This is a genomic window from Pedobacter sp. TM02 (assembly GCF_059705275.1).
The window spans coordinates 1288956-1312479 of sequence record NZ_AP046530.1; the positions used below are offsets into that span (position 1 = coordinate 1288956).

Annotated in this window: 24 protein-coding genes; 15 read left to right on the forward strand and 9 right to left on the reverse strand. The window is 44.4% G+C overall.

Features of this window, described 5'->3' with window-relative positions:
* Window positions 1–40: 40 nt before the first annotated feature.
* Complete coding sequence (locus tag AC6H1S_RS05530; protein WP_497565443.1) at window positions 41–892, forward strand: TlpA family protein disulfide reductase; 852 nt, start codon at window positions 41–43, stop codon at window positions 890–892.
* Here the strand turns inward: AC6H1S_RS05530 and AC6H1S_RS05535 are convergent.
* From AC6H1S_RS05535 to AC6H1S_RS05545, 3 genes are all read right to left on the reverse strand, one after another.
* Complete coding sequence (locus tag AC6H1S_RS05535; protein WP_497565444.1) at window positions 889–1872, reverse strand: EamA family transporter; 984 nt, start codon at window positions 1870–1872, stop codon at window positions 889–891. The genes AC6H1S_RS05530 and AC6H1S_RS05535 overlap by 4 nt on opposite strands.
* A gap of 4 nt (window positions 1873–1876) precedes the next feature.
* Window positions 1877–2347, reverse strand: a complete 471-nt coding sequence (locus AC6H1S_RS05540) for an Lrp/AsnC family transcriptional regulator (RefSeq protein WP_199137437.1) — start codon at window positions 2345–2347, stop codon at window positions 1877–1879.
* Window positions 2348–2576: 229 nt separating this feature from the next.
* Window positions 2577–3410, reverse strand: a complete 834-nt coding sequence (locus AC6H1S_RS05545) for a glycoside hydrolase family 16 protein (RefSeq protein ID WP_497565445.1) — start codon at window positions 3408–3410, stop codon at window positions 2577–2579.
* Between the two features lie 212 nt (window positions 3411–3622).
* Here AC6H1S_RS05545 and AC6H1S_RS05550 point away from each other — a divergent pair, with 212 nt between their 5' ends.
* The 13 genes from AC6H1S_RS05550 (at window position 3623) to AC6H1S_RS05610 (ending at window position 17032) form a co-directional block, all read left to right on the forward strand.
* Window positions 3623–5671 carry a BatA domain-containing protein gene (locus tag AC6H1S_RS05550; RefSeq protein WP_497565446.1) on the forward strand — a complete coding sequence of 683 codons (2049 nt, stop codon included), beginning with the start codon at window positions 3623–3625 and terminating at the stop codon, window positions 5669–5671.
* Window positions 5672–5710: 39 nt separating this feature from the next.
* Window positions 5711–6973 (forward strand): dihydroorotase, encoded by a 1263-nt coding sequence (locus AC6H1S_RS05555; RefSeq protein ID WP_199137443.1) that lies wholly within the window; start codon window positions 5711–5713, stop codon window positions 6971–6973.
* Window positions 6966–7637 (forward strand): hypothetical protein, encoded by a 672-nt coding sequence (locus AC6H1S_RS05560; protein ID WP_497565447.1) that lies wholly within the window; start codon window positions 6966–6968, stop codon window positions 7635–7637. The genes AC6H1S_RS05555 and AC6H1S_RS05560 overlap by 8 nt, the downstream gene beginning before the upstream one ends.
* Before the next feature lie 11 nt (window positions 7638–7648).
* Window positions 7649–8236, forward strand: coding sequence for a DUF4199 domain-containing protein (locus tag AC6H1S_RS05565; RefSeq protein WP_497565448.1), 588 nt, complete (start codon window positions 7649–7651; stop codon window positions 8234–8236).
* 174 nt (window positions 8237–8410) lie between these two features.
* The gene (locus AC6H1S_RS05570; protein ID WP_199137446.1) at window positions 8411–9361 is read left to right on the forward strand and encodes a glycosyltransferase family 2 protein; all 951 of its coding nucleotides are present in this window, start codon (window positions 8411–8413) and stop codon (window positions 9359–9361) included.
* 76 nt (window positions 9362–9437) lie between these two features.
* Window positions 9438–10406, forward strand: a complete 969-nt coding sequence (locus AC6H1S_RS05575; RefSeq protein ID WP_497565449.1) for a glycosyltransferase — start codon at window positions 9438–9440, stop codon at window positions 10404–10406.
* On the forward strand, window positions 10403–11278 hold the full coding sequence (locus tag AC6H1S_RS05580; RefSeq protein WP_199137448.1) for a DUF7847 domain-containing protein: 876 nt from the start codon (window positions 10403–10405) through the stop codon (window positions 11276–11278). Before AC6H1S_RS05575 ends, AC6H1S_RS05580 begins: the two co-directional genes overlap by 4 nt.
* Window positions 11279–11361: 83 nt before the next feature.
* Window positions 11362–12864, forward strand: coding sequence for a GH3 auxin-responsive promoter family protein (locus tag AC6H1S_RS05585; protein ID WP_497565450.1), 1503 nt, complete (start codon window positions 11362–11364; stop codon window positions 12862–12864).
* 52 nt (window positions 12865–12916) lie between these two features.
* Window positions 12917–14095 (forward strand): 1-deoxy-D-xylulose-5-phosphate reductoisomerase, encoded by a 1179-nt coding sequence (locus AC6H1S_RS05590; RefSeq protein WP_199137451.1) that lies wholly within the window; start codon window positions 12917–12919, stop codon window positions 14093–14095.
* A gap of 7 nt (window positions 14096–14102) precedes the next feature.
* On the forward strand, window positions 14103–15506 hold the full coding sequence (rseP, locus tag AC6H1S_RS05595) for an RIP metalloprotease RseP (protein WP_497565451.1): 1404 nt from the start codon (window positions 14103–14105) through the stop codon (window positions 15504–15506).
* 88 nt (window positions 15507–15594) lie between these two features.
* Window positions 15595–16116 (forward strand): Fe-S protein assembly co-chaperone HscB, encoded by a 522-nt coding sequence (hscB, locus tag AC6H1S_RS05600; protein ID WP_497565452.1) that lies wholly within the window; start codon window positions 15595–15597, stop codon window positions 16114–16116.
* An 89-nt stretch (window positions 16117–16205) separates the two neighbouring features.
* Window positions 16206–16502 carry a DUF3817 domain-containing protein gene (locus AC6H1S_RS05605; protein ID WP_199137457.1) on the forward strand — a complete coding sequence of 99 codons (297 nt, stop codon included), beginning with the start codon at window positions 16206–16208 and terminating at the stop codon, window positions 16500–16502.
* Complete coding sequence (locus AC6H1S_RS05610; RefSeq protein ID WP_497565453.1) at window positions 16502–17032, forward strand: GNAT family N-acetyltransferase; 531 nt, start codon at window positions 16502–16504, stop codon at window positions 17030–17032. The genes AC6H1S_RS05605 and AC6H1S_RS05610 overlap by 1 nt, the downstream gene beginning before the upstream one ends.
* A gap of 99 nt (window positions 17033–17131) precedes the next feature.
* On the opposite strand, the gene AC6H1S_RS05615 is transcribed toward AC6H1S_RS05610, so the two are convergent.
* The 3 genes from AC6H1S_RS05615 to AC6H1S_RS05625 form a co-directional block, all read right to left on the reverse strand.
* Window positions 17132–17617 carry an SRPBCC family protein gene (locus AC6H1S_RS05615; RefSeq protein WP_497565454.1) on the reverse strand — a complete coding sequence of 162 codons (486 nt, stop codon included), beginning with the start codon at window positions 17615–17617 and terminating at the stop codon, window positions 17132–17134.
* Window positions 17604–17945, reverse strand: a complete 342-nt coding sequence (locus tag AC6H1S_RS05620) for an ArsR/SmtB family transcription factor (RefSeq protein ID WP_199137464.1) — start codon at window positions 17943–17945, stop codon at window positions 17604–17606. Before AC6H1S_RS05620 ends, AC6H1S_RS05615 begins: the two co-directional genes overlap by 14 nt.
* 93 nt (window positions 17946–18038) lie before the next feature.
* A complete protein-coding gene (locus tag AC6H1S_RS05625; RefSeq protein ID WP_497565455.1) occupies window positions 18039–18749 on the reverse strand; it encodes a CPBP family intramembrane glutamic endopeptidase in 711 nt (236 codons plus the stop codon).
* Here AC6H1S_RS05625 and AC6H1S_RS05630 point away from each other — a divergent pair.
* A complete protein-coding gene (locus AC6H1S_RS05630; protein ID WP_497565456.1) occupies window positions 18748–19308 on the forward strand; it encodes a helix-turn-helix domain-containing protein in 561 nt (186 codons plus the stop codon). The two genes, AC6H1S_RS05625 and AC6H1S_RS05630, sit on opposite strands and share 2 nt — an antisense overlap.
* On the opposite strand, the gene AC6H1S_RS05635 is transcribed toward AC6H1S_RS05630, so the two are convergent.
* The 3 genes from AC6H1S_RS05635 to AC6H1S_RS05645 form a co-directional block, all read right to left on the reverse strand.
* Window positions 19280–19966 carry a DUF2461 domain-containing protein gene (locus AC6H1S_RS05635; RefSeq protein ID WP_497565457.1) on the reverse strand — a complete coding sequence of 229 codons (687 nt, stop codon included), beginning with the start codon at window positions 19964–19966 and terminating at the stop codon, window positions 19280–19282. The genes AC6H1S_RS05630 and AC6H1S_RS05635 overlap by 29 nt on opposite strands.
* Window positions 19967–20101: 135 nt before the next feature.
* Window positions 20102–20986 carry a polysaccharide lyase gene (locus AC6H1S_RS05640; RefSeq protein WP_497565458.1) on the reverse strand — a complete coding sequence of 295 codons (885 nt, stop codon included), beginning with the start codon at window positions 20984–20986 and terminating at the stop codon, window positions 20102–20104.
* A gap of 505 nt (window positions 20987–21491) precedes the next feature.
* On the reverse strand, window positions 21492–23453 hold the full coding sequence (locus AC6H1S_RS05645) for a glycoside hydrolase family 97 protein (RefSeq protein ID WP_497565459.1): 1962 nt from the start codon (window positions 23451–23453) through the stop codon (window positions 21492–21494).
* Window positions 23454–23524 lie beyond the last annotated feature (71 nt).

Sequence of the window (23524 nt, forward strand, 5' to 3'; positions counted from 1 at the left end):
CAATAGCTCAAAAGCTTAACTTGCGCTAACAATGAACCTTATGAATTTTAAAAATAGTTTGTTTGTATGTGCGTTGTCTGCCAGCTTTTTGGCTGCCTGTCAGTCGGCAAATGATAAGACGCCACAAGCCGCTGTGGCAAGGAAAACCGATTCGGTAGCTAAACAGGCGCCTGTCGCTAGCGTTGCAAAATCGGAGCTGATTGCGGTTAAAGCGCCTTTAGATTTTAATGGATTTTGGAACTACTACACCAGTAACATAAAGCTTTACGAAAACTTTGTAGCCCATGATGTAAACGGTAAGGTAATGGATAAGGAGGCTTTCCTGAAACAAATGAAAACGGAGCATTACCTGCCGATGTTGCTCGCTTCGGCAGAACCTGATCCGCATTACCAGTTGTTCCGCATACCCCAAGGCGCAGACCCGAACATAGGTACCTACATGAGGCAGTTTGCCGCCGACGAGCTGAAGTATGGTCAGATGAAGGGCAAGCCCATTCCGGCTTTCAGTTTTAAGGATGTGAACGGCAAACTGTATACCTCGGCCAATACCAAAGGCAAAATCGTACTCTTTAAATGCTGGTTTATCGGCTGTTTAGCCTGTGTACAGGAAATGCCCGCCCTGAATGAGCTGGTTCAACAATATAAAGACCGTAACGATATCCTGTTTGTAAGCCTGGCTATTGATGCCAAGCCCGAATTGCAGGCGTTTTTAGCTAAAACCAAGTTCGATTATGCAACGGTTCCCAATCAGGAGCATTACATGGCCGAAAAACTGCTGGTCAATGCTTATCCAACTCATTTTTTAATCGATAAAAAAGGCCTATTGGTTAATGTGGTCAGCGAAGAAGACGCAATTGCCAGTTTGTTGGAGCGTGAAGTAGCCAAGAACTAATCCTGCTGGGTAAGGGCAGGTTCCAGTTTTGGCTGTTGAGCGGCTTTCTTGTTGTTTCGGTATTTGCTCAGGTTAATGAGCAATACACTTCCTAAAATAACCACCAGCCCAGCTATTTGTAGCAGACTAATCTTTTCATTGGTAAAACAGAGGCTTAACAGTACGGCCACTACCGGATTTACGTAGGCGTAGGTGCTTACCTGTGTTGCCGGACGTACCTTTAATAGCCAAACATAGGCACTAAAGGCTGCGATAGAGCCAAATATGATCAAATAACCTACCGAAAGCCAGGCGTCAAGCGGAATGGTCGTCCAGTTAAAAGTCTTAAACTCGCCAGTAAACAAACCACCTGGGATAAATGCCATACCGGCGGCCAGCATTTGCCAGGCCGTACCAACAGCAACCGAATCGTCGGGATTGGATTGGTGTTTGGCATAAAGCGAACCTGCTGCCCAGGCCACAGGGCCTAGCACCAAAAGGATCATGCCGGCAATTTGGGTTGGACTTTGGCTGGTGCCCAAAATTTGGATCAGTTGCTCGCCAAACAGAAGAATTACACCGATAAAGCCAACAATTAGTCCCGCAACGGTTGAGGTGCTGCCGAAATTCTCCTTCCATTTGGGCTTGTCCAAAATAACGAACCAGATGGCGGCCGAGGCAACCATAATGGCTACCAACCCGCTTGGAATAAACTGTTCGACCCAAATAACAATGCCATTGCCCACGCCAAGCATTAAGATGCCGGCAATGGCGGCGTGTTTGATGAGGCGTTTGTTGAAGATGGGCTGTCCGGTAAATGCGCACCAGGTAATGAGGAGCAAACCGGCCAGGATAAACCTAAAGGAACCGAGGATAAAGGGCGGAAAGCCCGCCAGGGCCTTTTGGATGAAAAAATAAGTGGAGCCCCACACAATGTAAACAATGGCAAAAGCGAGGTAGACGAAAAGGAGGGGCGCTGGTTTTTTTACGTTTGCCATCATGGTGTTATTTAGTGTTGATGTCTGGGATGATTAATTGTTGGTTTTCTTTTACGGTTTCGAGCACAATGGTGGTGCGCACCGAAAGAATGTTTGATATTTTGCTGAATTCGTCGCGCATCAAAGCCATGAGCGAGGCCGAGTCGCGGGTTCTTACCTTCACCAGGTAGCAGTCTTCGCCGGCAATAATGTGTACTTCCTGTACTTCCTTGATCTTCGAAAGCTCATCGGCAGTAGTGGTGCAGCCCACAGTATTCGACGTTTTCATCGAAATGAAGGCCAGCAGGCTCATGTCAATGGCGGCGGGATCTATTTTGGTGGTGTATTGGGTAATTACCTTTCGCTGTTCCAGTTTCTTTACCCGCTCTAGCACTGCCGATGGGGCCATTTCCAGTTCCTTGGCCATGTCAACGTTCGAGATCCGCGCATTTTCCTGCATGAGCCTCAAAATGGACAAGTCTATTTTATCTAAGTTCATATGCTGATTTTAGTTCAGTAAATCTAGTTATTAAAAGAATAATATTCATAATTTATTTATTAAAAATGATTTTTATTCTATAAAAGCAGGGTTGTGTCGTTGTTTATACGACAACATCAGCGAAAGGGAAAAGCTGAATTAACCCAAAAGAAGCAATAGAAGAAGAAATAAAGAAACGTTCGGCTATGAACCGAATTGCCAATAGGTAACACAAGAAATACCTAATTCTTTATTGATAAACCTTAACCCAGTCTATTTCCATTTGTACAGGCAGGTTGTCGGGATTGATCTTTCCTACCCAACTGCCACCCAGCTGCTGATCGATAAGAACGTAAAAAGGCTGGTCGTAAGGCCATTGGCTTGGGTCTACGCCGTTTATGCGGGGATAGCGAAAGGTTTCTTTCCCGTTTAGGGTAAATATCAATTTGTCGGGATACCACTGCAAGCCAAAAATATTGAACTGATTAGGATCTAGCTTAGCGGTTCCAGAATGTGGGGGTTTGTCTTTTTGCTTAAGTTCCAAAGTGTAGTAAGAATGGGTGGTTTGATAGATGATCTTGTCGAAATTAAGATGCTCCATGATGTCTATCTCTCCATTTCTGGGATATTTTCCGTACTTGTTGCGTTCGGCCAACATCCACATGGCCGGCCAGGCGCCCTGTGCGCAGCCCAGTTTGGCACGGATTTCTATTTTGCCATATTGAAAGGCGAATTTTCCCTTGCTGTAAATGCCACCGGTTAAAAAGGGGCGCTTATCTGAGGCGGTATCCGGATTTTTGATGCCTTTCAAAAACAACTGGCCATCCTGGAGTTCGTAGCACAAGGGGTTGCTGCTCATGTGTTTGCCCCAATCGGCAGTATTGGCCGGTATTTTTGTCCATTTGGTGGTGTCGAGCGAAGTTGCATTAAAATCGTCGAACCAAACCAGTTTCCAGTCTTTGCCGGCTCTTCCATCTTTCTGGATGTAGGAATAACCATTCTCGATTCTTGCAGGCACGTTGCAACTTAGGCAACAGGTCACTGTCAGTAGGAAGATCAGGAGAGAAGGCAGTAATTTGTTCATGGCAATTACAAATAAGCATGGCTATGGAGGTTGAAGATAAGGTTAATGCTGGTTTTCTTGCTCAACCGATACCTAATGATAGCACAAATTCCTTACATCTGGTTTTGGTGTCTGAACGCAAACGTTTGTGCCTGGAGCTTGAGTTTGTCGTCGAAATAAGTTCTTTTTTTGACTGTTAGTAATCTCCATATTTTTTCTATCTTTGGTTTTTAATGAATTTCCTTTATCCGGGCTTTCTTTTTGCACTTTTAACGGTCGCTATTCCGGTCATTATCCATTTATTCAATTTCAGGAAATTTAAAAGAGTCTATTTTAGCAATGTCGCCTTTTTAAAGGAGATCAAAGCGCAACAATCATCCAGAGAAAGGCTAAAAAACCTGCTCATCCTCTGTTGCCGTATCTTGGCCATCGTGTTTTTGGTGTTCGCCTTTGCACGTCCGTTTTTGCCCTCAACCAGCAAGATAGACCAAAGCAAGGGAAATATCGTCAGCATTTACATTGATAATTCGTACAGCATGGAGGCTGTAAATAAGGAGGGAAGCCTTTTAGACGAAGCCAAGCGCAAAGCCAAGGAAATTGTAAAGGCCTTCCAGCTCAACGACCGCTTTCAGCTGCTGACCAACGATTTTGAAGGCAGGCATCAGCGTTTGCTCAATGCCGACGAGCTGATCCAGGCGGTTGACGAGGTGAAAATCTCTTCGGCCAGCCGACAGCTGCAGCAGGTTATCAATCGGCAACAAAGCATTTTTACTGGCGCCAGCAACCGTTTTGCCTACATCATCTCCGATTTTCAGCAGGGTTTTGCCGGAAACCAGCCGATCAAAACCAACCCCAATACCAATGTTTCGCTCATCAAGCTGCATTCGAATGCCTTGCCTAATGTAGCGGTCGACAGCGCCTGGTTGCTGTCGCCAACGCACCAGGCCGGTGCTACCGAAAAACTGGTGGTGCAGCTGCATAATTATGGTGACGAAGATGCGAAGAACATTCCGATCAAACTCACCATCAATCAACAACAAAAGGCCATCAGTAGCTTGAATATCGCAGCCGGTAAAACCCAAACCGATACTTTGGCCTACAGCGGCCTGGGCTTGGGCTGGCAGAGGGGAACCCTCAGCATCAAGGATTTTCCCTTGACTTTTGACGACCAGCTCAATTTCAGTTTCAGGGTAAACGCCAACCAAAAGGTATTGAGCATTAATGGACAAACCGCCGAGAAATACATCAAGGCGCTGTTTGGTGCCGACCCGTATTTTCAGCTTACCGAGATGCCCGAGCGCAATATCAATTACTCGGCCTTGGCCAGCTATAGCCTGATTGTGCTGAACAGCCTCGATAATCCCGCTAGCGGATTGGCTCAGGAGCTCAAAACCTATATCGCCAATGGCGGTTCGGTTGTTGTTTTTCCAAATGTAAAAGCCGATAAAAATGTTTATTCCTCGTTTTTAACGTCGCTGGGCCTTCCGGCAATTGCCGATGTAAATGGTAGCGCCACCAAGGTGAGCCACATTGAACTGAAGCATCCTTTGTTCAAGGAAGTGTTCGAAACCTTGCCGCAAAACATAGACCTGCCTCAGGTAAACCATTATTTTAACTTTGTAGAAAACAACCAGCGCAGCAAGGAAGACCTGTTGTCGTTGCCTGCCGGCAAATTGTTTTTTGCACGTTATCCGATGGGCAACGGACAGGCGTATTTGGCGGCAACCGATTTGAACAACGAAGATAGCAACCTGGCCAAGCATCCCGTTTTTGTGCCTTTAATGTACAAAATAGCCTTTGCCAGCGCCAAAGAACAGCCCATTTACTATACCGCAGGTCGGAACAACGTGCTTGAGAGCCAAAAAATAGTATTGGGCGCCAATCAAACGCTGAAGCTGGTGGCCGACAATTTCGAGGTGATACCCGAATTGCGCCAAACCAATGGCAAAACCTTGCTTTACGTGGCAGACCAAGTGAAAAAAGCAGGTTATTACGAGCTTAAAAAAGCAGATTCAACCTTGGCCGTTATTGCCTTTAATGATAACCGCACTGAATCGGACATGCATTACAGTTCGGCCGATCAGATCAAAGAACTGTTTGGAAAACAGCCCTTAACGTTTTTGGACCCGAAATCCGATAGCATTGCTTCGGCCGTTTCTTCCAAAAATAATGGAACCGAATTATGGAAACTTTGCCTAATTTTGAGCTTGGTTTTCTTGGCTATTGAAATTTTACTGGTACGATTTTATCATACCCAAAAACCGGGCTTACCAGCTCATTGATACAGAAACATTATAAGCTAATCCATAACATATACATTCATGAACCTCTTAGTAAAGGGAATTACTATTGCAGATCCTAACAGCGAGTTTAACCAGCAAAAAGCTGATGTACGCGTTGAAGGCGGAAAAATTGTTGCTGTCGAAAAACAATTATCGCCTTTAAAGAACGAAACTGTTGTAGAAGCCAGTGGCGCTATACTTTCGCCAGGTTTTTTCGACCTGAATTGTATGATTGGCGATCCTGGGCTCGAAACTAAGGAAGACCTGCAAAGCGGAACGGCCGCGGCCAAAGCTGGTGGATTTACCGGTATTGCCGTTTTGCCTACCACCAAGCCGGTGGTGCAAACAAAAGGAGCTGTCGAATATATCCTGAACAGGGCCAAAAACAACTTGGTTGATGTGCACCCCATTGGCGCCATCAGCAACGATTTGGAAGGCAAGGAGCTGGCCGAGCTTTTTGACATGAAAAATGCCGGGGCCGTTGCCTTTTCTGAGGGCAGCAAGGCTATTGCCGACGATGGCTTTATGAGCCGTGCCCTGCAATATGCTTTAGGTTTTGAGGGGCTGTTGATGGTTTATCCAGAAAATAAATCCATTGCTGGCAAGGCCCAGGTAAACGAAAGCAAAAACAACGTGCTTTTAGGCATGAAAGGCATTCCGGCGTTGGCCGAAGAAATGCAGCTAGCCCGCGATATTTATTTAGCAACCTACCACAATGCACCCATCCACATCAGCCAGATTTCTACGGCAGGTTCGGTAGCATTGATTAAAAAGGCCAAAAAAGACGGCCTGAAAATTACCTGCGACGTGGCGGCACACCAGTTGGTATTTACCGAAGACCTGTTGAACGATTTTGACAGTAACTACAAGGTAAAACCACCATTGCGAAGCAAAGCCGATAATAAAGCCCTAATTGCTGGATTGAAAGACGGCACCATTGATGCCGTGACCTCGCAGCACCGTCCGCACGAGATTGAGTTTAAGGATGTAGAGTTTGAAATCGCCTCTTATGGTATCATTGCCCTGCAAACGGTCTTGCCTTTATTGTTGCAGGCCGGATTAGATGCAGGCCTAATTGCCGAGAAACTGGCCATCAACCCACGTAAATTGCTAAAACTCGAAGTTCCGGTAATCGGCATAGGAGCCACCGCCAATTTTGTGGTCTACCACCCGCAACAGGAATGGGAGTATAACGTAAACAATAACCGTTCAAAAGCGGCCAACTCTCCTTTGCTGGGCAAAACCCTGAAAGGAAAGGTGCAGCTGGTTTATAACAACAAACAATTCGAAACGTATGAATAACAAAATAGAAAAAGCATTGGCTGCTTCTCTGGCTGCTTTTGCAAAGGCTAAAGGAATCGATGCCAAAGAAGTAGAAAAAAGACTGGCCGATGTTTTTGCATTAGACATCAATTTTTTGGACAAGGTTGCGAAATTCGATGAGGTTTTTGACGATTATCCGGCTTTCGACGAGTTGCGCGAAGTGTATTTCGATACCCTGATGATCAATTTCTTTACCAGCGACGTGAACAAGCTGGAAGAAAACTATCTCGAATCCAAAGAATGGGAAGCCATTGAAGAAGAAACGATCGATAGGGGCACCGAGTTGCTCAACCTGCTGTTGTACATCAACGAGTGCCACGATGAGCAGATCAACCCTGAATTAGACGATTTCCTGAAAGAGTTTCTGTTGGTTGACGAAGATGAGTTTCAAGACGAGTTCCATATCTACGAAGACTTGATCAGCAACCAGCAGTTGGCCGAAAGCAGCGTAGAGGACATCTGCAAAAATGGTCAGACCCTTGATTTGAAGGAAGAAATGGAAGAACTGTTTGTGCCTTTTATGACGTTTTTCCTGCACCCCAACGGTGGCGAAGCAGTAGAAGCCGATTTGTTGAAGTATAGCAGTAACAAAGGTTACGATATTGCAGTCTATAGCTTAATTGCTAACTTTAATAAAAAATAAACTAAACTAACATGGAAATTAAATTTAACGATAAGGACTTAAAGGTCGAAGCAATCAAGAACGGCTTGGGCTTAGGTCTGATTATGGTGGTATTAGGTCTTGTTTCGGCTTACCTGATTATGAACTCGACTTCCATTTGGGCCATCTTCCTTTATCCCGTTTGCCTAAATATTATTCTTCCTATTGTCATTGCGGTTTTCTTCAGCAAAGACCTTCGTAAAAAAATAGGGGGCTACTGGAATTTTAGAAGGGCTACCTCAGGAATATTCATCATGTTCCTAACCAGCTACCTGATTTCTTCGGTAGTAAACGTAGCGTACGTTAAGTTGGTTGAGCCTGACATGCAGGCCAAAATCCAAACCTCCATTACGGATGCTACAACAAAAATGATGGAAAAACAAGGCGTAGACAAGGCCAAAATCGATGAAGTAATCAAGCAAAAAGACGAAGAGTTTAAAAAGAAAAACAGCGGTACGGTTATGCAGTCTGCACAAGGTTACTTGATCGGTGTACTTTTTGTGTTTGTATTTGCGTTAATATTCGGAGCCATCTTTAAAAAAGAGCCTCCCTTGTTTGTAAGTGATACCAACGAAAATTAAGTATAATTAGTAATCGAATACGTGCAGGTTTTGTCATTTAATTTGATGAAATTTGCACGTTTTAATTTATACAAACCGTACGTTGTTGCAAACAAAAGAACAGATAGGGACCGGGCTGGCAGCAATCCGGTTGCAGAGTACCCTTTTTGAAACAATGACGACAACTCTAAATTAATGGATATATCAATAGTAATTCCACTCTATAACGAAGAGGAATCGTTGCCTGAACTGATCGCTTGGATAGATAAGGTGATGACCGAAAACAACTTCTCGTACGAAGCCATTTTTATTGATGATGGCAGCAAGGATACTTCATGGTCGGTCATTACGCAACTCAAAGAAAGTTATGGCAGCGTAAAAGGCATCAAGTTCAGGAGGAATTACGGCAAATCTGCGGCCCTGAATGTGGGTTTTGAAGTGGCGCAAGGCGATGTGATCATTACCATGGACGCCGACTTGCAGGATAGTCCGGATGAAGTGCCGGAACTTTACAGAAGGATCAAAGAAGAAAACTTCGATATCGTGTCGGGCTGGAAAAAAAAGCGCTACGACCCGATTACCAAAACCATACCCACCAAGCTGTTTAACGCGGCTACCCGCAAAATGAGCGGCATACAGCTCAACGATTTCAACTGTGGCCTAAAAGCCTACCGCAAAGATGTAGTTAAAACCATCGAAGTATACGGCGAAATGCACCGCTACATTCCGGTAATTGCCAAATGGGCGGGTTTCAGCAAAATTGGCGAACAGGTAGTAGAGCACCGGGCCAGGAAATATGGGGTAACCAAATTTGGCCTGAGTCGTTTTATCAATGGCTTTTTAGACCTGCTTTCTATCTTTTTTGTGGGCAAGTTTGGCAAAAGGCCCATGCATTTTTTCGGCTCGCTGGGCGTATTGAGCTTTTTTGTGGGCATGATCATGACCTTGTGGATGATAGGCGTAAAACTTTATCATATTGCCGCACATATTCCTTACAAAAGAGAAATTACAGACCAACCCTTGTTTTATATAGCTTTGGTAGCCATTATCGTCGGTTCACAAATGTTCCTTACCGGATTTGTGGCCGAACTGGTCACGCGCAACGCTCCAGAAAGAAACCAGTACTTAATTGAGAAGGAACTTTAAGGCATAGGGCTTAGGGCGTAAGGTATTTCACGCCATAAACCTTCTGCCTTAAACCTTTCACCTTTTACCTTAACACATGTTTTTCTCCATCATCATACCACTTTACAACCGTCCGCAAGAAATAGACGAACTGCTGGAAACCCTAACCAGGCAAACCTATACGCAGTTTGAGGTGCTGGTTATTGAAGATGGTTCGGTAAACGATGCCAAGGATATTGTGGCTTCTTATGCCAACCGCTTAGACGTAAAATATTTTTTTAAGCCCAACGAGGGGCAAGGCTTTTCGCGCAATTTTGGTTTCGAACGCGCCAAAGGCGACTATTTTGTCATCTTCGATTCAGATTGCCTCATCCCGGCCGATTATCTCGAAATCGTAAAAGACTATTTATTCGAGCATCAGCTCGATGCCTATGGCGGTCCTGATGCCGCGCACGACACCTTTACGCCTGTGCAAAAAGCCATCAGCTACGCCATGACGTCGCCGTTTACTACCGGTGGCATCCGCGGCAATAAAAAGCATATTGGCCAGTTCCATCCGCGTAGCTTTAACATGGGCGTATCAAGAGAAGTTTGGGAAAAGGTAGGAGGTTTTATCCTCACCCGTTTGGGCGAAGACATCGAGTACAGCATCCGTATCCACGAAAGCGGCTTTAAAATCGGCCTGATTCCGGCCGCCAAGGTTTTTCACAAAAGAAGAACCAGCTTTAAGCAATTTTACAAGCAGCTCCACTTTTTTGGGCGGGCAAGGATCAATATTTACAAACATTTCCCTGCAGAACTGAAATTGGTGCATTTCTTTCCGGCGTTTTTTGTTGTCGGATTGGGCATTACCCTATTGTGCAACTTTATTTATTGGCCATTGGCCTGGGTATGCAATTTCTTTTTGCTGCTCTTTTTTGTGTTGATATTTTTTCATGCCTGGCAGGTCAACAAATCAATAAAAATTGCATTTTTGAGTGTAATTGCATCTTTTATACAACTTACGGCCTATGGTTTAGGCTTTATACAGGATTTTTTTAAGCGAATTATATTTAAACAATCATGATAGATTATCTAAAGGAAAGCACATTTGCGGTTAAGGATGTCGTGTTGCAGGCCTGGAAGGTAACCAAAGAAAATTATTTTTCTATTGCTACGCTTTGCTTCCTGATCTTCATCACCGCATCTACCTCAACCTTTATGGCCTTCTTTATGGAAGAGCTGCATATTGGCATCAAGATCGTGATGCTGCTCATTTTCATCATGTGCTATTGCGTGATAGAGCTTTGCATGATCAAGTATATTTTTCATTTGCTCGACGATGAAAATGCCGATATCAAGATTATCGATACCTTGCCTACCCGAAAGGAAATAGGCCGCTTCTTGTTGGGCACCATTTATTTTGGTATCAGTATTTTCTTAGTAGGTATTCTGCTCATGCCGGTGCTGTATATTTTAGACCTGGTTTTCAAATTTGCGGTAAGCCAGCATATTATAGCCGGTTATGCCGAAACGGGCAAGATCATTGTTAACATAGCGGTGGTTATTGCCATGATCAGTATTTTCTTTACGTTTATCCGCATCATTTTCTTTCCTTTTTTCATCATCGATAAGCATTCTCCGCCTTTCGAATCCATTAAGCTGAGCCTGGCCACTACCAAGGGCAACTTTATCAAGCTTATGTTTTTTTTGCTGGGTTTGGTCATTGTACAAGCTATTGTATTTGGCTTTTTCTATGTAGTAGTGACCACAGGCTTCCGCTTGATCAATTTCTTCTTCGATACCGATATCAACCAATACATTTCGCTGATTGTGGTCATATTCAGCTCGTTTGTGATTGTGCCTTTTACGACGGCTTTTTTTGCGGTGGCCTACCGCAAGATCATGGGCGACTACAAAGGCGACGAGCATCCGGATATTATCCATAACATTGTTTAATTTAAAGTGCACTGGTTTGTTAGCCATGGCTTCATTGGCAACTGAAAACCGAGCATTGTAAACGGGTAACTGTAAACTGAAAAATGGGATTTAAAGCAGCATTGAGCAAGCCGTTTGCGGCATGGGTGGTAAAAGGAATTGACAAGTGGAAAAAAGATGCTGTAAAAGCGCAGCAAACCATCTTCCAATCGTTGATTAAAGGGGCTTCTACTACGGTGTTTGGACATGACCATGATTTTGCATCCATAAAGAGCTATGCCGATTTCAAGGCGAAGGTTCCCATCCGCGATTATGAAACCTTGAAACCTTATGTAGATAGGGTTGTAGCTGGCGAAAAAAATATCCTCTGGAAAGGGAAACCAGCCTATTTTGCCAAAACTTCGGGCACCACTTCTGGCGTAAAATACATTCCTATTTCAAAGGAATCGATGCCCGAACACATCAAGGCGGCCCGTAATGCCTTGTTAACCTATATTCATGAAACAGGCAAGGCCGATTTCGTAAATGGCAAAATGATCTTCCTGCAGGGTAGTCCGATTTTAACCGAAAAGCATGGCATTAAAATAGGGCGTTTATCGGGCATTGTAGCCCACTTGGTACCGGCATACCTGCAAAAAAACAGGCTGCCTTCATACCCAACCAATTGCATCGAAGATTGGGAGGAAAAGGTTGATGCGATTGTAGGCGAAACGATCAGCCAGGATATGACCCTGATTTCGGGTATTCCGCCATGGGTACAAATGTATTTTGATAGGCTCAAAGTAAAGTCTGGTGGCAAAAAAATAAAAGATATCTTCCAAAATTTTAGCCTGTTTGTTTATGGTGGCGTTAATTACGAACCTTACCGCGCCAAGATAGAGGCCAGCATTGGCAAAAAGATCGATTCGATAGAAACCTATCCGGCATCAGAAGGTTTTATTGCCTATCAGGACAGTCAACAGGAAAAAGGACTTTTGCTATTGGCCAACGCCGGCATTTTTTATGAATTTATTCCCGCCGACGAGTACTATAATGAAAATCCAACCCGGTTAAGTTTGGGCGAAGTGGAGCTGGACAAGAATTACGCACTGATTTTAAACACCAATGCCGGTTTATGGGGCTATAGCATTGGCGATACCGTGAAATTTGTGTCGAAAAACCCCTATAAGATTTTGGTCACCGGTCGCATCAAGCATTTCATTTCGGCTTTTGGCGAGCATGTTATCGGCGAGGAGGTAGAGCATGCGTTGCTTTCGGTAGCCAACGAGGAAGGGGTAGAAATTACAGAATTTACTGTAGCGCCGCAGGTGAATGCGCCAGATGGGCAATTGCCTTACCATGAGTGGTTTGTAGAGTTTGGTACGGAGCCGAAAGACCCGCAAGCCTTCGCCGCTAAAGTAGATAAGGCTTTGCAAAAGAAGAATATTTACTATTTTGACCTCATTGAAGGCAAAATCCTGCAACCGTTAATTATCCGTACCTTGCAGCAAGATGCTTTTGTAAACTATATGCGCGCTGCTGGCAAGCTTGGCGGACAAAACAAAGTGCCTCGTTTAAGCAACGATAGAAAGATTGCCGACGAGCTAACGCAGTATGTGAAGACGTAGATTGCTATCCCTATGGTAATTCCAGAATGGATGGCACTTAAAAAAGAATGAATTGAAGAATATAGCTATACTAGGCAGTACAGGATCAATAGGTACGCAAGCTTTGGAAGTGGTTCGGAGCAATCCAACGCAGTATCGCGTAAATGCGCTCACTGCGCAGCGCAATGCCGATCTGCTGATTGAACAGGCACTCGAATTTAAGCCAGATTTGGTGGTGATTACTTGCGAAGACCATTACCAAACGGTTAAAAATGCCTTGCCCCATACGCAGGTGTTGTGTGGCGAAGACGCGTTGTTGGCGGCCGTTCAACTACCCCAAACCCAATTGGTTTTAACGGCCATTATGGGTTCGGTAGGGCTCAAACCTACCATTGCCGCTATCGAAGCTAAAAAAGACATCGGCTTGGCGAATAAGGAAACCCTGGTGGTAGCCGGCGAATTGGTGATGCAGCTGGCCAAACAAAACGGTGTTAGCATCATTCCGGTTGACTCGGAGCACTCGGCTATTTTTCAATGCCTGGTTGGCGAAGCAAACAACACCATCGAAAAAATCATGCTCACCGCTTCTGGCGGACCTTTCAGGGGCAAGGATAGGGCTTTCTTGGCTCATGTAACCAAGGCACAGGCTTTAAAGCATCCCAATTGGGTAATGGGAGCCAAAATCACCATCGACTCGGCTTCGCTGATGAACAAAGGCTTGGAGGCTATAGAGGCCAAATGGTTGTTTGGATTAACCGGCAACCAAATTGAGGTTGTTGTCCATCCACAGTCGATCATCCATTCGATGGTACAGTTTAGCGATGGCTCTATCAAAGCGCAAATGGGGCTTCCCGACATGAAATTGCCTATCCATTATGCTTTGGCCTATCCTCATCGCATGGTTAGCAACTTCGAGCGTTTCAACTTTTTGAACTATCCTGAACTGAGCTTTGCACAAGCAGATACCCAAACCTTCAGAAACCTCGGCCTGGCTTATCAGGCCATGGAAAAAGGAGGGAACATGCCCTGTATCATTAATGCCGCCAACGAAGTGGTAGTTGATGCTTTTTTAAAGGATAACATCGGTTTTTTACAAATGAGCGATGTCATCGAAACCTGTATGGAAAGCATCGGCTTTATAGCGCATCCAACGCTCAACAATTATTTAGAAACCGACCGGCAGACACGTATATTTGCCAGCGAACTCGTAACAAAACAAAATTTAACCAATCTAAAAACAAAAACACACTAAATACGATATGAATGGACTGATTATGGCGGGCCAGCTTTTGCTGGGTTTATCAATACTAGTAATCTTACACGAGTTAGGACATTTTTTGGCGGCGCGTGCTTTTGGCATAAAAGTAGAGAAGTTCTATCTTTTCTTCGATGCCTGGGGAGTGAAGTTGGTTAGCTTCAAAGTGGGCGAAACCGAATATGGAATTGGCTGGCTGCCTTTGGGGGGCTACGTCAAGATTTCAGGTATGATAGACGAGTCTATGGATACCGAGCAAATGGCTTTGCCGGCAGAACCTTGGGAGTTCCGTTCAAAACCTGCCTGGCAGCGTTTAATCGTTATGCTGGGTGGTATTATTGTCAATATCGTCGTAGGTATCTTCATTTTTTGGATGATTACCTTTAAATACGGCGAAAACTATACGCCTAACGACCAGTTGACAAATGGCGTATCGCCAGGAGTTATCGGCAAAAGTTTGGGACTACAAAACGGCGACAAGATTTTGGCGATCAACGGACAAAAAGTAATCCGTTTCGAAGAACTGATGAGCTCGAAGGTACTTTTGGGTAGTCCTAAGCTTACCATTGCCAGGAACGGCAAAGCCATGGACTATAAAGTGCCAGAAACCGTATTGGATAGCATTAGCGAATATGGGATAAAAGAATTTGTAGCACCGAGGTTTGCGGTAAAAAACATCAACCTTGTATTTAAACCATCTGATAATAAGGTCAATCCAAAAGGTCTTATCGATAAAATCAAAAATCTTTTTGGCAAATATAAACAAGTACAATATTCTACCGCTGCATACGATGCCGGAATTAGAACTGGCGATAGCATCATAACGGTTAACGGCAAAACGCTTCCACTCAGGGATCAGGTTATTGCAGAAGTCAAGGCATCGGCTGGCAAAACAATCGCAGTTAAAATATCCAGAAAAGGAAAAATCATAGATTTTAATCCTAAAGTTGCCAAAGACGGTACTATCGGAATTGGATTTGCAGTTTTCGACTTGCCTGAAAAGCATGTGGATTATAGCTTTTTAGAGTCGTTTTCAGTTGGTACAGACAAAGCCTGGACAACGTTTTCTGATAATGCCAAGGGCATTTGGAAGATGATTACCGGAAAAGTAAGCGCGCGTAACATCAGCAGCCCGATTGGCATCGCACAGGTTTACGGAAGCGATTTCGATTGGGAGAACTTCTGGCGCTTAACCGGCCTTATCTCTATTGCATTGGCTTTTATGAACTTGTTGCCTATTCCGGCACTTGATGGTGGCCACGTGGTGTTTTTGATTATTGAAATGATCAAAGGCAAGCCATTGAGCGATAAGTTCATGGAACGTGCCCAAATTGTTGGTTTCGTGATCCTGCTCAGTCTGATGGTTTTCGCCTTCGGCAACGATATACTCAAACTGTTTGGCAAATAATATGTACGAGGTTAGCGGCTTGAGCAATTATCTTAAGCCTCTGGCCTTTAGCCATCCACTTTAGTTTTCAAGCTTTAACCTTCAACCCATGGACTACTTCGAATTTTACGAATTGCCTATCAGCTTTCATCCCGACCAACAATTGGTGAGGCAAAAGTTTTATGAGCTGAGCAAGAAATATCATCCCGATTTTTATATCAACGAAGACCAAGCCAAGCAAGACGAGGTTTTGGAGCTTTCTACGCTTAACAACAAAGCTTTTCAGGTGTTGAAAGACCCGCAGAAAATACTGCATTATGTGCTAAGTTTAAAGGGCCAGTTGCAAGATGGAGAGCATTACGTATTGCCCCAGGGTTTTTTAATGGAAATGATGGATGTAAACGAAGCTTTGATGGAACTGGAGTTTGAGCCAGAGGCCGGCAAGCTGGAAGAAGTAAAAGCCCAGATTGCGCAGATCGAACAGGCGCTTCATCAAGAGCTGGAAACCTTAACAGTAAGTTTCGATCAGCAACAAGGCAACGAAGAAACAAAGCTCAAAGCCATCAAGGATTTGTATTACCGCAACAAATACCTGCAGCGATTAGCCGAAAGCCTGGCCAAGTTGGGTTAAAGCAAATAAGGTTAAAGGATTGTCAAAAAGGAAAATCGAGCCATTCGCTCAGTCTTGAATGGTTACTTTTGAGGCATACCCTTAAATTTATGACTTCTTTACACATTTTCAGAAAAGTAGCTGTAGCCGAAGGAATTTCTTACCTGCTGCTGCTGTTTATTGCCATGCCTTTAAAGTACCTCGCCGATATACCTTTGGCGGTTAAATATACCGGATGGGCACACGGTTTATTATTTGTGGGCTATGCCGCTTGCTTGGTCATGGCCTGGCAAGAAACCAAGTGGAAATTTAGCAAGGCGGTACTTATTTTTGTGGCTTCTTTATTGCCATTTGCACCATTTTTTGTAGATAAAAAATTAAAGGACGAAGAGCCACAGGCTGATTAATGGAAGCGCTTATCGAATTTATACAGATAGATAGTTCGGCAACGGAAGCACTGGTAGCCATAAGCACCGAAACTTTTACAGAAACCTTTGCGCCGACCAATTCGGCCGGGAGCATGGCGCAATATGTAGCTAATAACCTAACTGCAACCAAACTTAGTAAAGAACTGGATTGTAGGGATTCGGCATTTTATTTGGTCAAAGTCAATTCGGAGGTAGCCGGTTACCTCAAGCTCAATTTTAACGAGGCGCAAAGCGACGTAAAAGATGCAGATGCCATAGAAATAGAGCGCATTTATGTGAAGAAAGCTTTTCAGGGGCAAAAACTAGGGCTTTTTCTGATAAACAAGGCCATAGAAATAGCCAAACTCGAAGGTAAGCGGTACGTGTGGCTGGGCGTGTGGGAGCATAACCACAAGGCCATCAGTTTTTACCAGAAAATAGGTTTTGTGCAATTTGATAGCCACGAATTTAAGCTTGGCGATGAAATACAGCTAGACCTGATGATGAAATTGGAACTGAGGGAAGGCTAGAAGCTCAAGAGGAAATTTAGAAGACTAAAGCTGGACAATAAATTAGAATGGCCGAGACGTTCTATCCCGGCCAGTAATTTCGAACCAAGCACCAAATGCTTAACTCAAAATTCCTTCCAGCTTATTGAACATCTTGATCCAGCTTTGGTAGGCGCCAGTGGCTTTGGCTTGTGCCTCCGGAATGGTTTGGTGCAGGGTAAGCTTGGTTTGCTCGCCAATGGCTGCGAAAGTTACCGTGGTGATGGTTTCTTGAGGCCAGTCTTCAGGTTTTCCGGCAGCAAGGGCTTCTACAGCGCTGCCCTGCTCATCGGTTAAAATCATGGTAAAAACCAGCTTTTCGGGAAAAACCACTTCCTGGTAAGTTCCTTTGATCCAGCAGTCGCCATGTACCGGGTCGTGAACACAAGAGTGGAATTCGCCATTTTGGGTAACATCAAGTATTTTGAACTCAATCGTACAGCCATCGGGTGCGTACCAGTTGACCAATAATTGGGGATCTGTCCATGCTTTGAACACCAATTCTCTCGGTGCGTTGAAAAGGTGGCTGATCAGCACTTCCTTTTCTTCTGTTTTACTTTGTTCCATTTTCTTTTTGGTTTTCTTTTAATTCGGTTAGGTAATTATCCAATGCCTCAAAACGGCCAACCCAGTGTTTTTTATACTGTTCAACCCAGTTGGCCACTTCGTTTAGTTTGCCTAATTGTGCCTCACAAAAACGCTCGCGCCCCTGTTGCCTCATGGTAACCAAACCACATTCGGTTAAAATTTGGATATGCTTTGATACCGCCTGCCTGCTGATGTCGAAGGTTTCGGCAACTTCGTTAAGCGATAAGGGAGCCTGTGCTATCCTGTGGATGATCTCCCTGCGGGTAGGATCGGCAATGGCCTGAAAAACATCTCTTCGTGTAATCATATTATGCAACTATATGGTTGCAAATATAAGTGCAATCATTTGATTGCGCAAATTTATTTTCAAATCATTGAAAGCAGGCCAGGTTGAGTGGTGTTATGGCTGCTGTGCGGAGCGTTTATCCCTTTGCAAAGCACTAACCAAATGCTTTAAAAGAATCAAAAGAAGCAGGTTTGGCAATAAGCCTAATCCAAACGAAAGGATGGCGTCTGCCCATGGCGAAAGTTGTTTTTGGTGTGCTATCACCAGCAAGGCATCGAAACCTTTGGCTGGATGGAAAAGGGCATTGCCGATGTTCCATCCCAAATGGAGGCCGATCGGTAGCCAAATGGTCTTTGATTTGGCAAAGGCATAAGCCCAGGCATATCCGGCCAAGCCCGTAATCAGCAAAATGTAGCACTGCTGTACCCCATTAAAAGATATGGCTCCATAACTTAGCCAATGATAGGCGCCAAAGGCAATGGCCGAAATCAAGCAGGCGGTTTTGGTTTTGAGTTTCCTTAAAATCAGGTAGAACAAAATTCCCCTAAAGAGCAATTCTTCAGTCAGCACAGCTTTGAACATGTATTGGCTAATCGAGCGCAGCTGGGGCCACGAAAAACCAGAATTTGTTTGCCACGTTATCGATTTGAAGAAGGTAGCTATGCCGATATTGACTAAGCACAAGGCAGACATGAGTAGTAGGCCTGCTATAAAATAGGCTATTATTCTGCCTGATGGAACCATGCCCAGCAGGTCTTTCCAGCTTTTGTGCAGGAGCAGGATAATGCCGATAGTCAATGCTAATAAAATAAAAATACCAATCATGAATAAGATTTTGTTGGGGAAGTCGGGGGTTTGGCCCAAAACTAATATCTTTAATCGGCCGAAACTTGCGCCACTTGCAAATGGCGCAGCAATGGCGTTGTCCAATATGGAATACGATAAAAACAAAATAGCCGATGCCGTAAAAGCTGGCAGGCTAAACAAAGGTTGGAGCCAGCAGGAACTCGCCGAAAATTCGGGGATAGCTTTGCGCTCTGTTCAAAGAATTGAAGGTGCCGAAGTACAAGCCAGGCTTTATACACTTAAGGTTTTAGGCCACACGCTCAACCTGGAGCTCAACCAATTGATCAAGCCGGTTGACCCAAGCCAGGCAAAAGGTACTCCTCTGGGCCTCAATTTTATACAGCGGTTGATTTTATCGGTTGCACTTTTGATCGTGCTGTTGCTCGCCACTCTTGCTTTTGTAGCGCAAAGTGCCAGGTTTCCGGAAACCAATTTTGAAATGTTGGTTTTGGTGCTGGTTCTTTTAGTGAGTTATGCCTTGTTTTTGTTGCTGATTTGGAAAGGGCAGTCTAAAGCGACAGGCCATCGCTATCGGTAGTTAGTACCTCGCTCATGTAATCGAAAAAAGGGCGCATGTTTTTGAAGGTAAGGCTTGCCTGTTGCAAAAAACTTTCGTCCAATACTTCTTGGTCGGTAAATTTTCTGACCAATAAAAACTGTTTGTAGCGCAACAGATCGATGGCTGGGTGTTCGGCATCGAAGCCTTTCGGAGCGGTTTTGAGTTGTTCGCCCCGCAGTTCGCCGAAAGTCTGTACAAATGTAGGGTCGCTCAAAATCTTCCTCAGCGGGATGTCGTCAAAAGCAATATCTTCTCTAATCCGTTTCAAATCGTCGGTTGCTGGCCCCCAAAAGCCACCTGCAATCAGGCTGTTGCCCGGTTCGATATGAAAATAATAACCGCCCCTGCGATATTGGGTAGCCCGTTTAAAACTGCCGCTCCAATGTGTTTTATAAGGCGTTTTGTCGGTCGAAAAACGCGTATCGCGGTAAATTCGGTACAAGCTCTTTTTGCCAGAAGCGGTTTCGATCAGGTCGTGGATATTCAGTTCGGCCAATAGTTGGTCGGCAAAACTTTCTATTACGGCCAGTTCCTTCAAATAGGTTTCCTTGTTGGCCTGAAACCAATCTCTGTCGTTGTTCTTTTTGAGCGTATTTAGAAAACTGAAGCTCGAGGGTTGGATTTTCGCTTTCGACATTTTTTAATAATCTGTTGTACAAATATACCGCTAGTAAGATGCAAAAATACTGGTGATCTATAATTTGTATGTCTTTTTTGTCAGGGCTTTTGGCAAATAGCCGATGAGGCTGTTTAAAACCCCACCGGCTTAAAATTAATTACTGATTTTGTTCACCACCAGATCGTCGAAATAAATATAGCTGGTTTGGCTCGAGCCCCAAACGGCCACATCTTTGCCTCCTCTAAAGTTGTGGAAAGACAATTTTTTGATCAGCCTTTGCGCATCGTTGGTGGTCCAGCGGATGGCCTGGTCCAGTACCGTATTGCCGTCAATTTTAACCTGTACCCAACCGTTGGTATTAGAACCGGTATTGCTTTTGAGGTACATGTGCACAGTATAGGTTTGGCCTTTTACCAAACTGCCGCTGGTTGGATAGGTTTTGCCGAAAGTATCGCCACAAGGGCCGGCCATATCCCTGTGGTAAACATAAGGCTGAAAATAGACCCTGCTTCCGGTATTGTACCACATCAGGCGCAAGCTGCCTCCGTTGCCGTCGGTTGCAATGTCGCAGCCCGTATTGCCTTCGCCAATTAAAAAGCCGAAACCTACTTTGCCGCCGCGGCTCCAGTCGAATTGGCTATGGAAGCGTACTTTCCAGGTGGCTTCATAGGCCGAGCCATCAGAAAGGTCTACATCGGCAATCAAACCATTAGATACCGAGTTGGGCATCAGCGTAGCACGGGCCCAGTTGCCCGAAATCCAGGCACGGCTGTCGTTCCAGCCACCAAGTGTTGCCGAACCGAAATCGGCGCTGGCCAAACTATAGGTATAAGTGCCATCGGGGTGGGTAAAGCCCGTGTTGATGTTGCTGGGCCAGGCCTGCTCAACTACTGCCGATTTTGGCAGTTCTATTGCTTTCTTTGGATCGGCAGTTCCGTTTGTGGTGTCTACCTTGTCTTTTTGGCATGCACTAAAGCTTGCCGACAGCAAGAGCATAGCGATTCCCGTCAATTTTAAAAGTTTAGGGTTGGTGTTCATCTAGTTTAGTTTTTAAGTTACAATTCGGTTAGTTTTTAAGGGCAAGTTCCTGTCCTCGACAGTTGCCTGCGATTGCAATGGCTTAGCTGTTTCGTGAAAATAAATAGGGATATGAGTTGATATACGGATGATGATTTGCCGTCAAAATGAAGTAAAGAGGGAAGGCCGTGGCTATAGAAAGCCTTACACCTTGTCTATGGCCTGCATAGCGTGGTCTGTTGCTCATACTTTAAATACTTGGTTACCTTATCCTAAAGATACTGGAGCAATCGCTATAAATCCAAATAAAAATAAATATAACTAATTGATATTTAAATAGTTATATTCTTTTTGATACGTTTGTTCCGCAAGATTTTATTTAGCTAATGTCTTGATTTGTTGGGAGATAGTTTTTTGGCTAAAATTAGAATTGATACGTTTGGTACGCATCGTTTTTTATAGTGTTTGGGAACAAAAAAAAGCCCCCGAATAGAGGGCTTTTGAATGGGTTTGGAAAAAATGATGCCTAATTGCTAGGGGTTAGCACGGCAGCAAAGCCACCGCCTTGAACCATCTTCACTGGCAATACACTGGTGGCATCCACCTGTTTTTGGGTAATTCTATAGTCTTCGGCCATTTTATTGGCATTCATGCCGTCTTCGAGCAATTCGAGGTTGAATTTTCCTTTGCCCAAAAAGTCGAGCTTAAAATCCTGGGCAAAAGTATTCCAGTTGGTAATGCCACCCAAATACCACTTGTTGCCTAGTTTTCTGGCCAAAACTACTGCTTTTCCCGCATCGGCGTAAAGCACCTTTGTATCATCCCAAATAGAAGGGAACTGCGCCAGGTAGCGGGTATATTTTTCGTCTTGCTGGTAGTTTGAAGGATTATCGGCCAGCATTTGCAACGGACTTTCGAATAAAACGTACAAGGCCGTTTGGTGTGCGCGTGTGCCCATACTCATGGGCTGGCTGTACACAGCATTAAAATTAGATTTAATGGCATTGCGCATGGCTCCTGGCGTATAATCCATCGGACCGGCCATCATCCTTGTAAAAGGCAACAAGGCATCGTGTTCGGGTGTAACGGTGGCTTCCCATTTATTGTTTTCCAGTCCATGCACGCCTTCATACGAAATTACGTTAGGATAGGTGCGGTGCAGTCCGGTAGGTTTATAGGCACCATGGAAATCGACCATGAGGTTTCTTTTGGCGCAGGCTTCGGCAGTGCGCGTGTAAAAGTTTACCATGTATTGCTCGGCCCTGGCCATAAAATCGACCTTGATGCCTTTAACGCCCCAGTTTTTATAAAGGTCTAAAACTTCGTCCATTTTTTCGTTCAGCGGATTCCACAACACCCAAAGCAATACGCTTACGTTTTTCTTTTTGCCGTAAGCCACCAGCTCCGGAATATCGATGTTGGGATTGGAGTGGAGAATATCTTGCGTGGTCTTGGTCCAGCCTTCATCAAGCATGATGTATTCGAGGCCGTATTTCGAAGCAAAATCGATGTAGTATTTATAGGTTTCGGTATTGATGCCCGATTTAAAGTCGACACCATAAATGTTATTGTCGTTCCACCAGTCCCAGGCTACCTTGCCCGGTTTGATCCAGCTGGCATCCTTGATTTTTGAGGGCGTGGCCAATTGATAAACCAAGGTGTTGGTAAGGAGGCCCGCATCATTATCGTTGATCATCCAAAGTCGCCAAGGATAGTTTCGGGTGCCATTGGTTTCGGCAATGTAATCGGCTTCTTTTAAGATTTTGATGCTGCGGTCGCCCACTTTTTGCTGTTCTAAAATTACATGCGGGAAAACGCCTGTTATATTGTCTTTTTTCTTGATGAAAAGATTGGGATAATCGAAGAGGTCTGATTCGGTAAAAACAATCTTGGCACCGTTTTTTGCCGTAAAATAGGTAGGCAACCCAACCTGCGCGCTATCGATAGCCGTATATTTTTGCGGTTTAAACGAATATTCGAAATGGGAAAGGAAAAGATTGGCATGTTTTGATCCTTCAAAAGGCCAAATGGCATTTTGGGCGTCGTTTACCTGAAAGGCAATGTTTTCGTTGTTTACAAAAACCTTGTCGTTTTTAAGGCTCGTTACAAAACGATAGGCCACGCCATTATTGTAGGCCCTGAAAATAATGCTGTAATTGCCTTTAAACACCAATTCGAGCTGATTGTATTCGTCGGTAATGGTTTTGAACTTTACTGGTACATCAACCCGGATGCTGGTATTGGCCTTGGTTCTTATTTCCTTGGCTACTTTTGGGTCTTGACCTAAAATGCCCAGATCTTTAAGCGTTAAGGCGATTTGCTGGGTGGTTAAGATTGGACTTCCTTGATTCAATACCACAAAAGAGATGCTTTTATCGCAGCTGATTTTGATTTGGTTGTTTCCAGCAGGAGAACTGAGTTCATAATCCTTGGCAAATACGGGCTCGATGAGCAATAACATCAAGGCAAAAAGAATAGATTTTTTCATTTTTTGGTAGGATGTAAGAGATTTTAATAGGTTTTGCTGTGTAAGTTAGGTCGAAATATGAAAATAAAGAA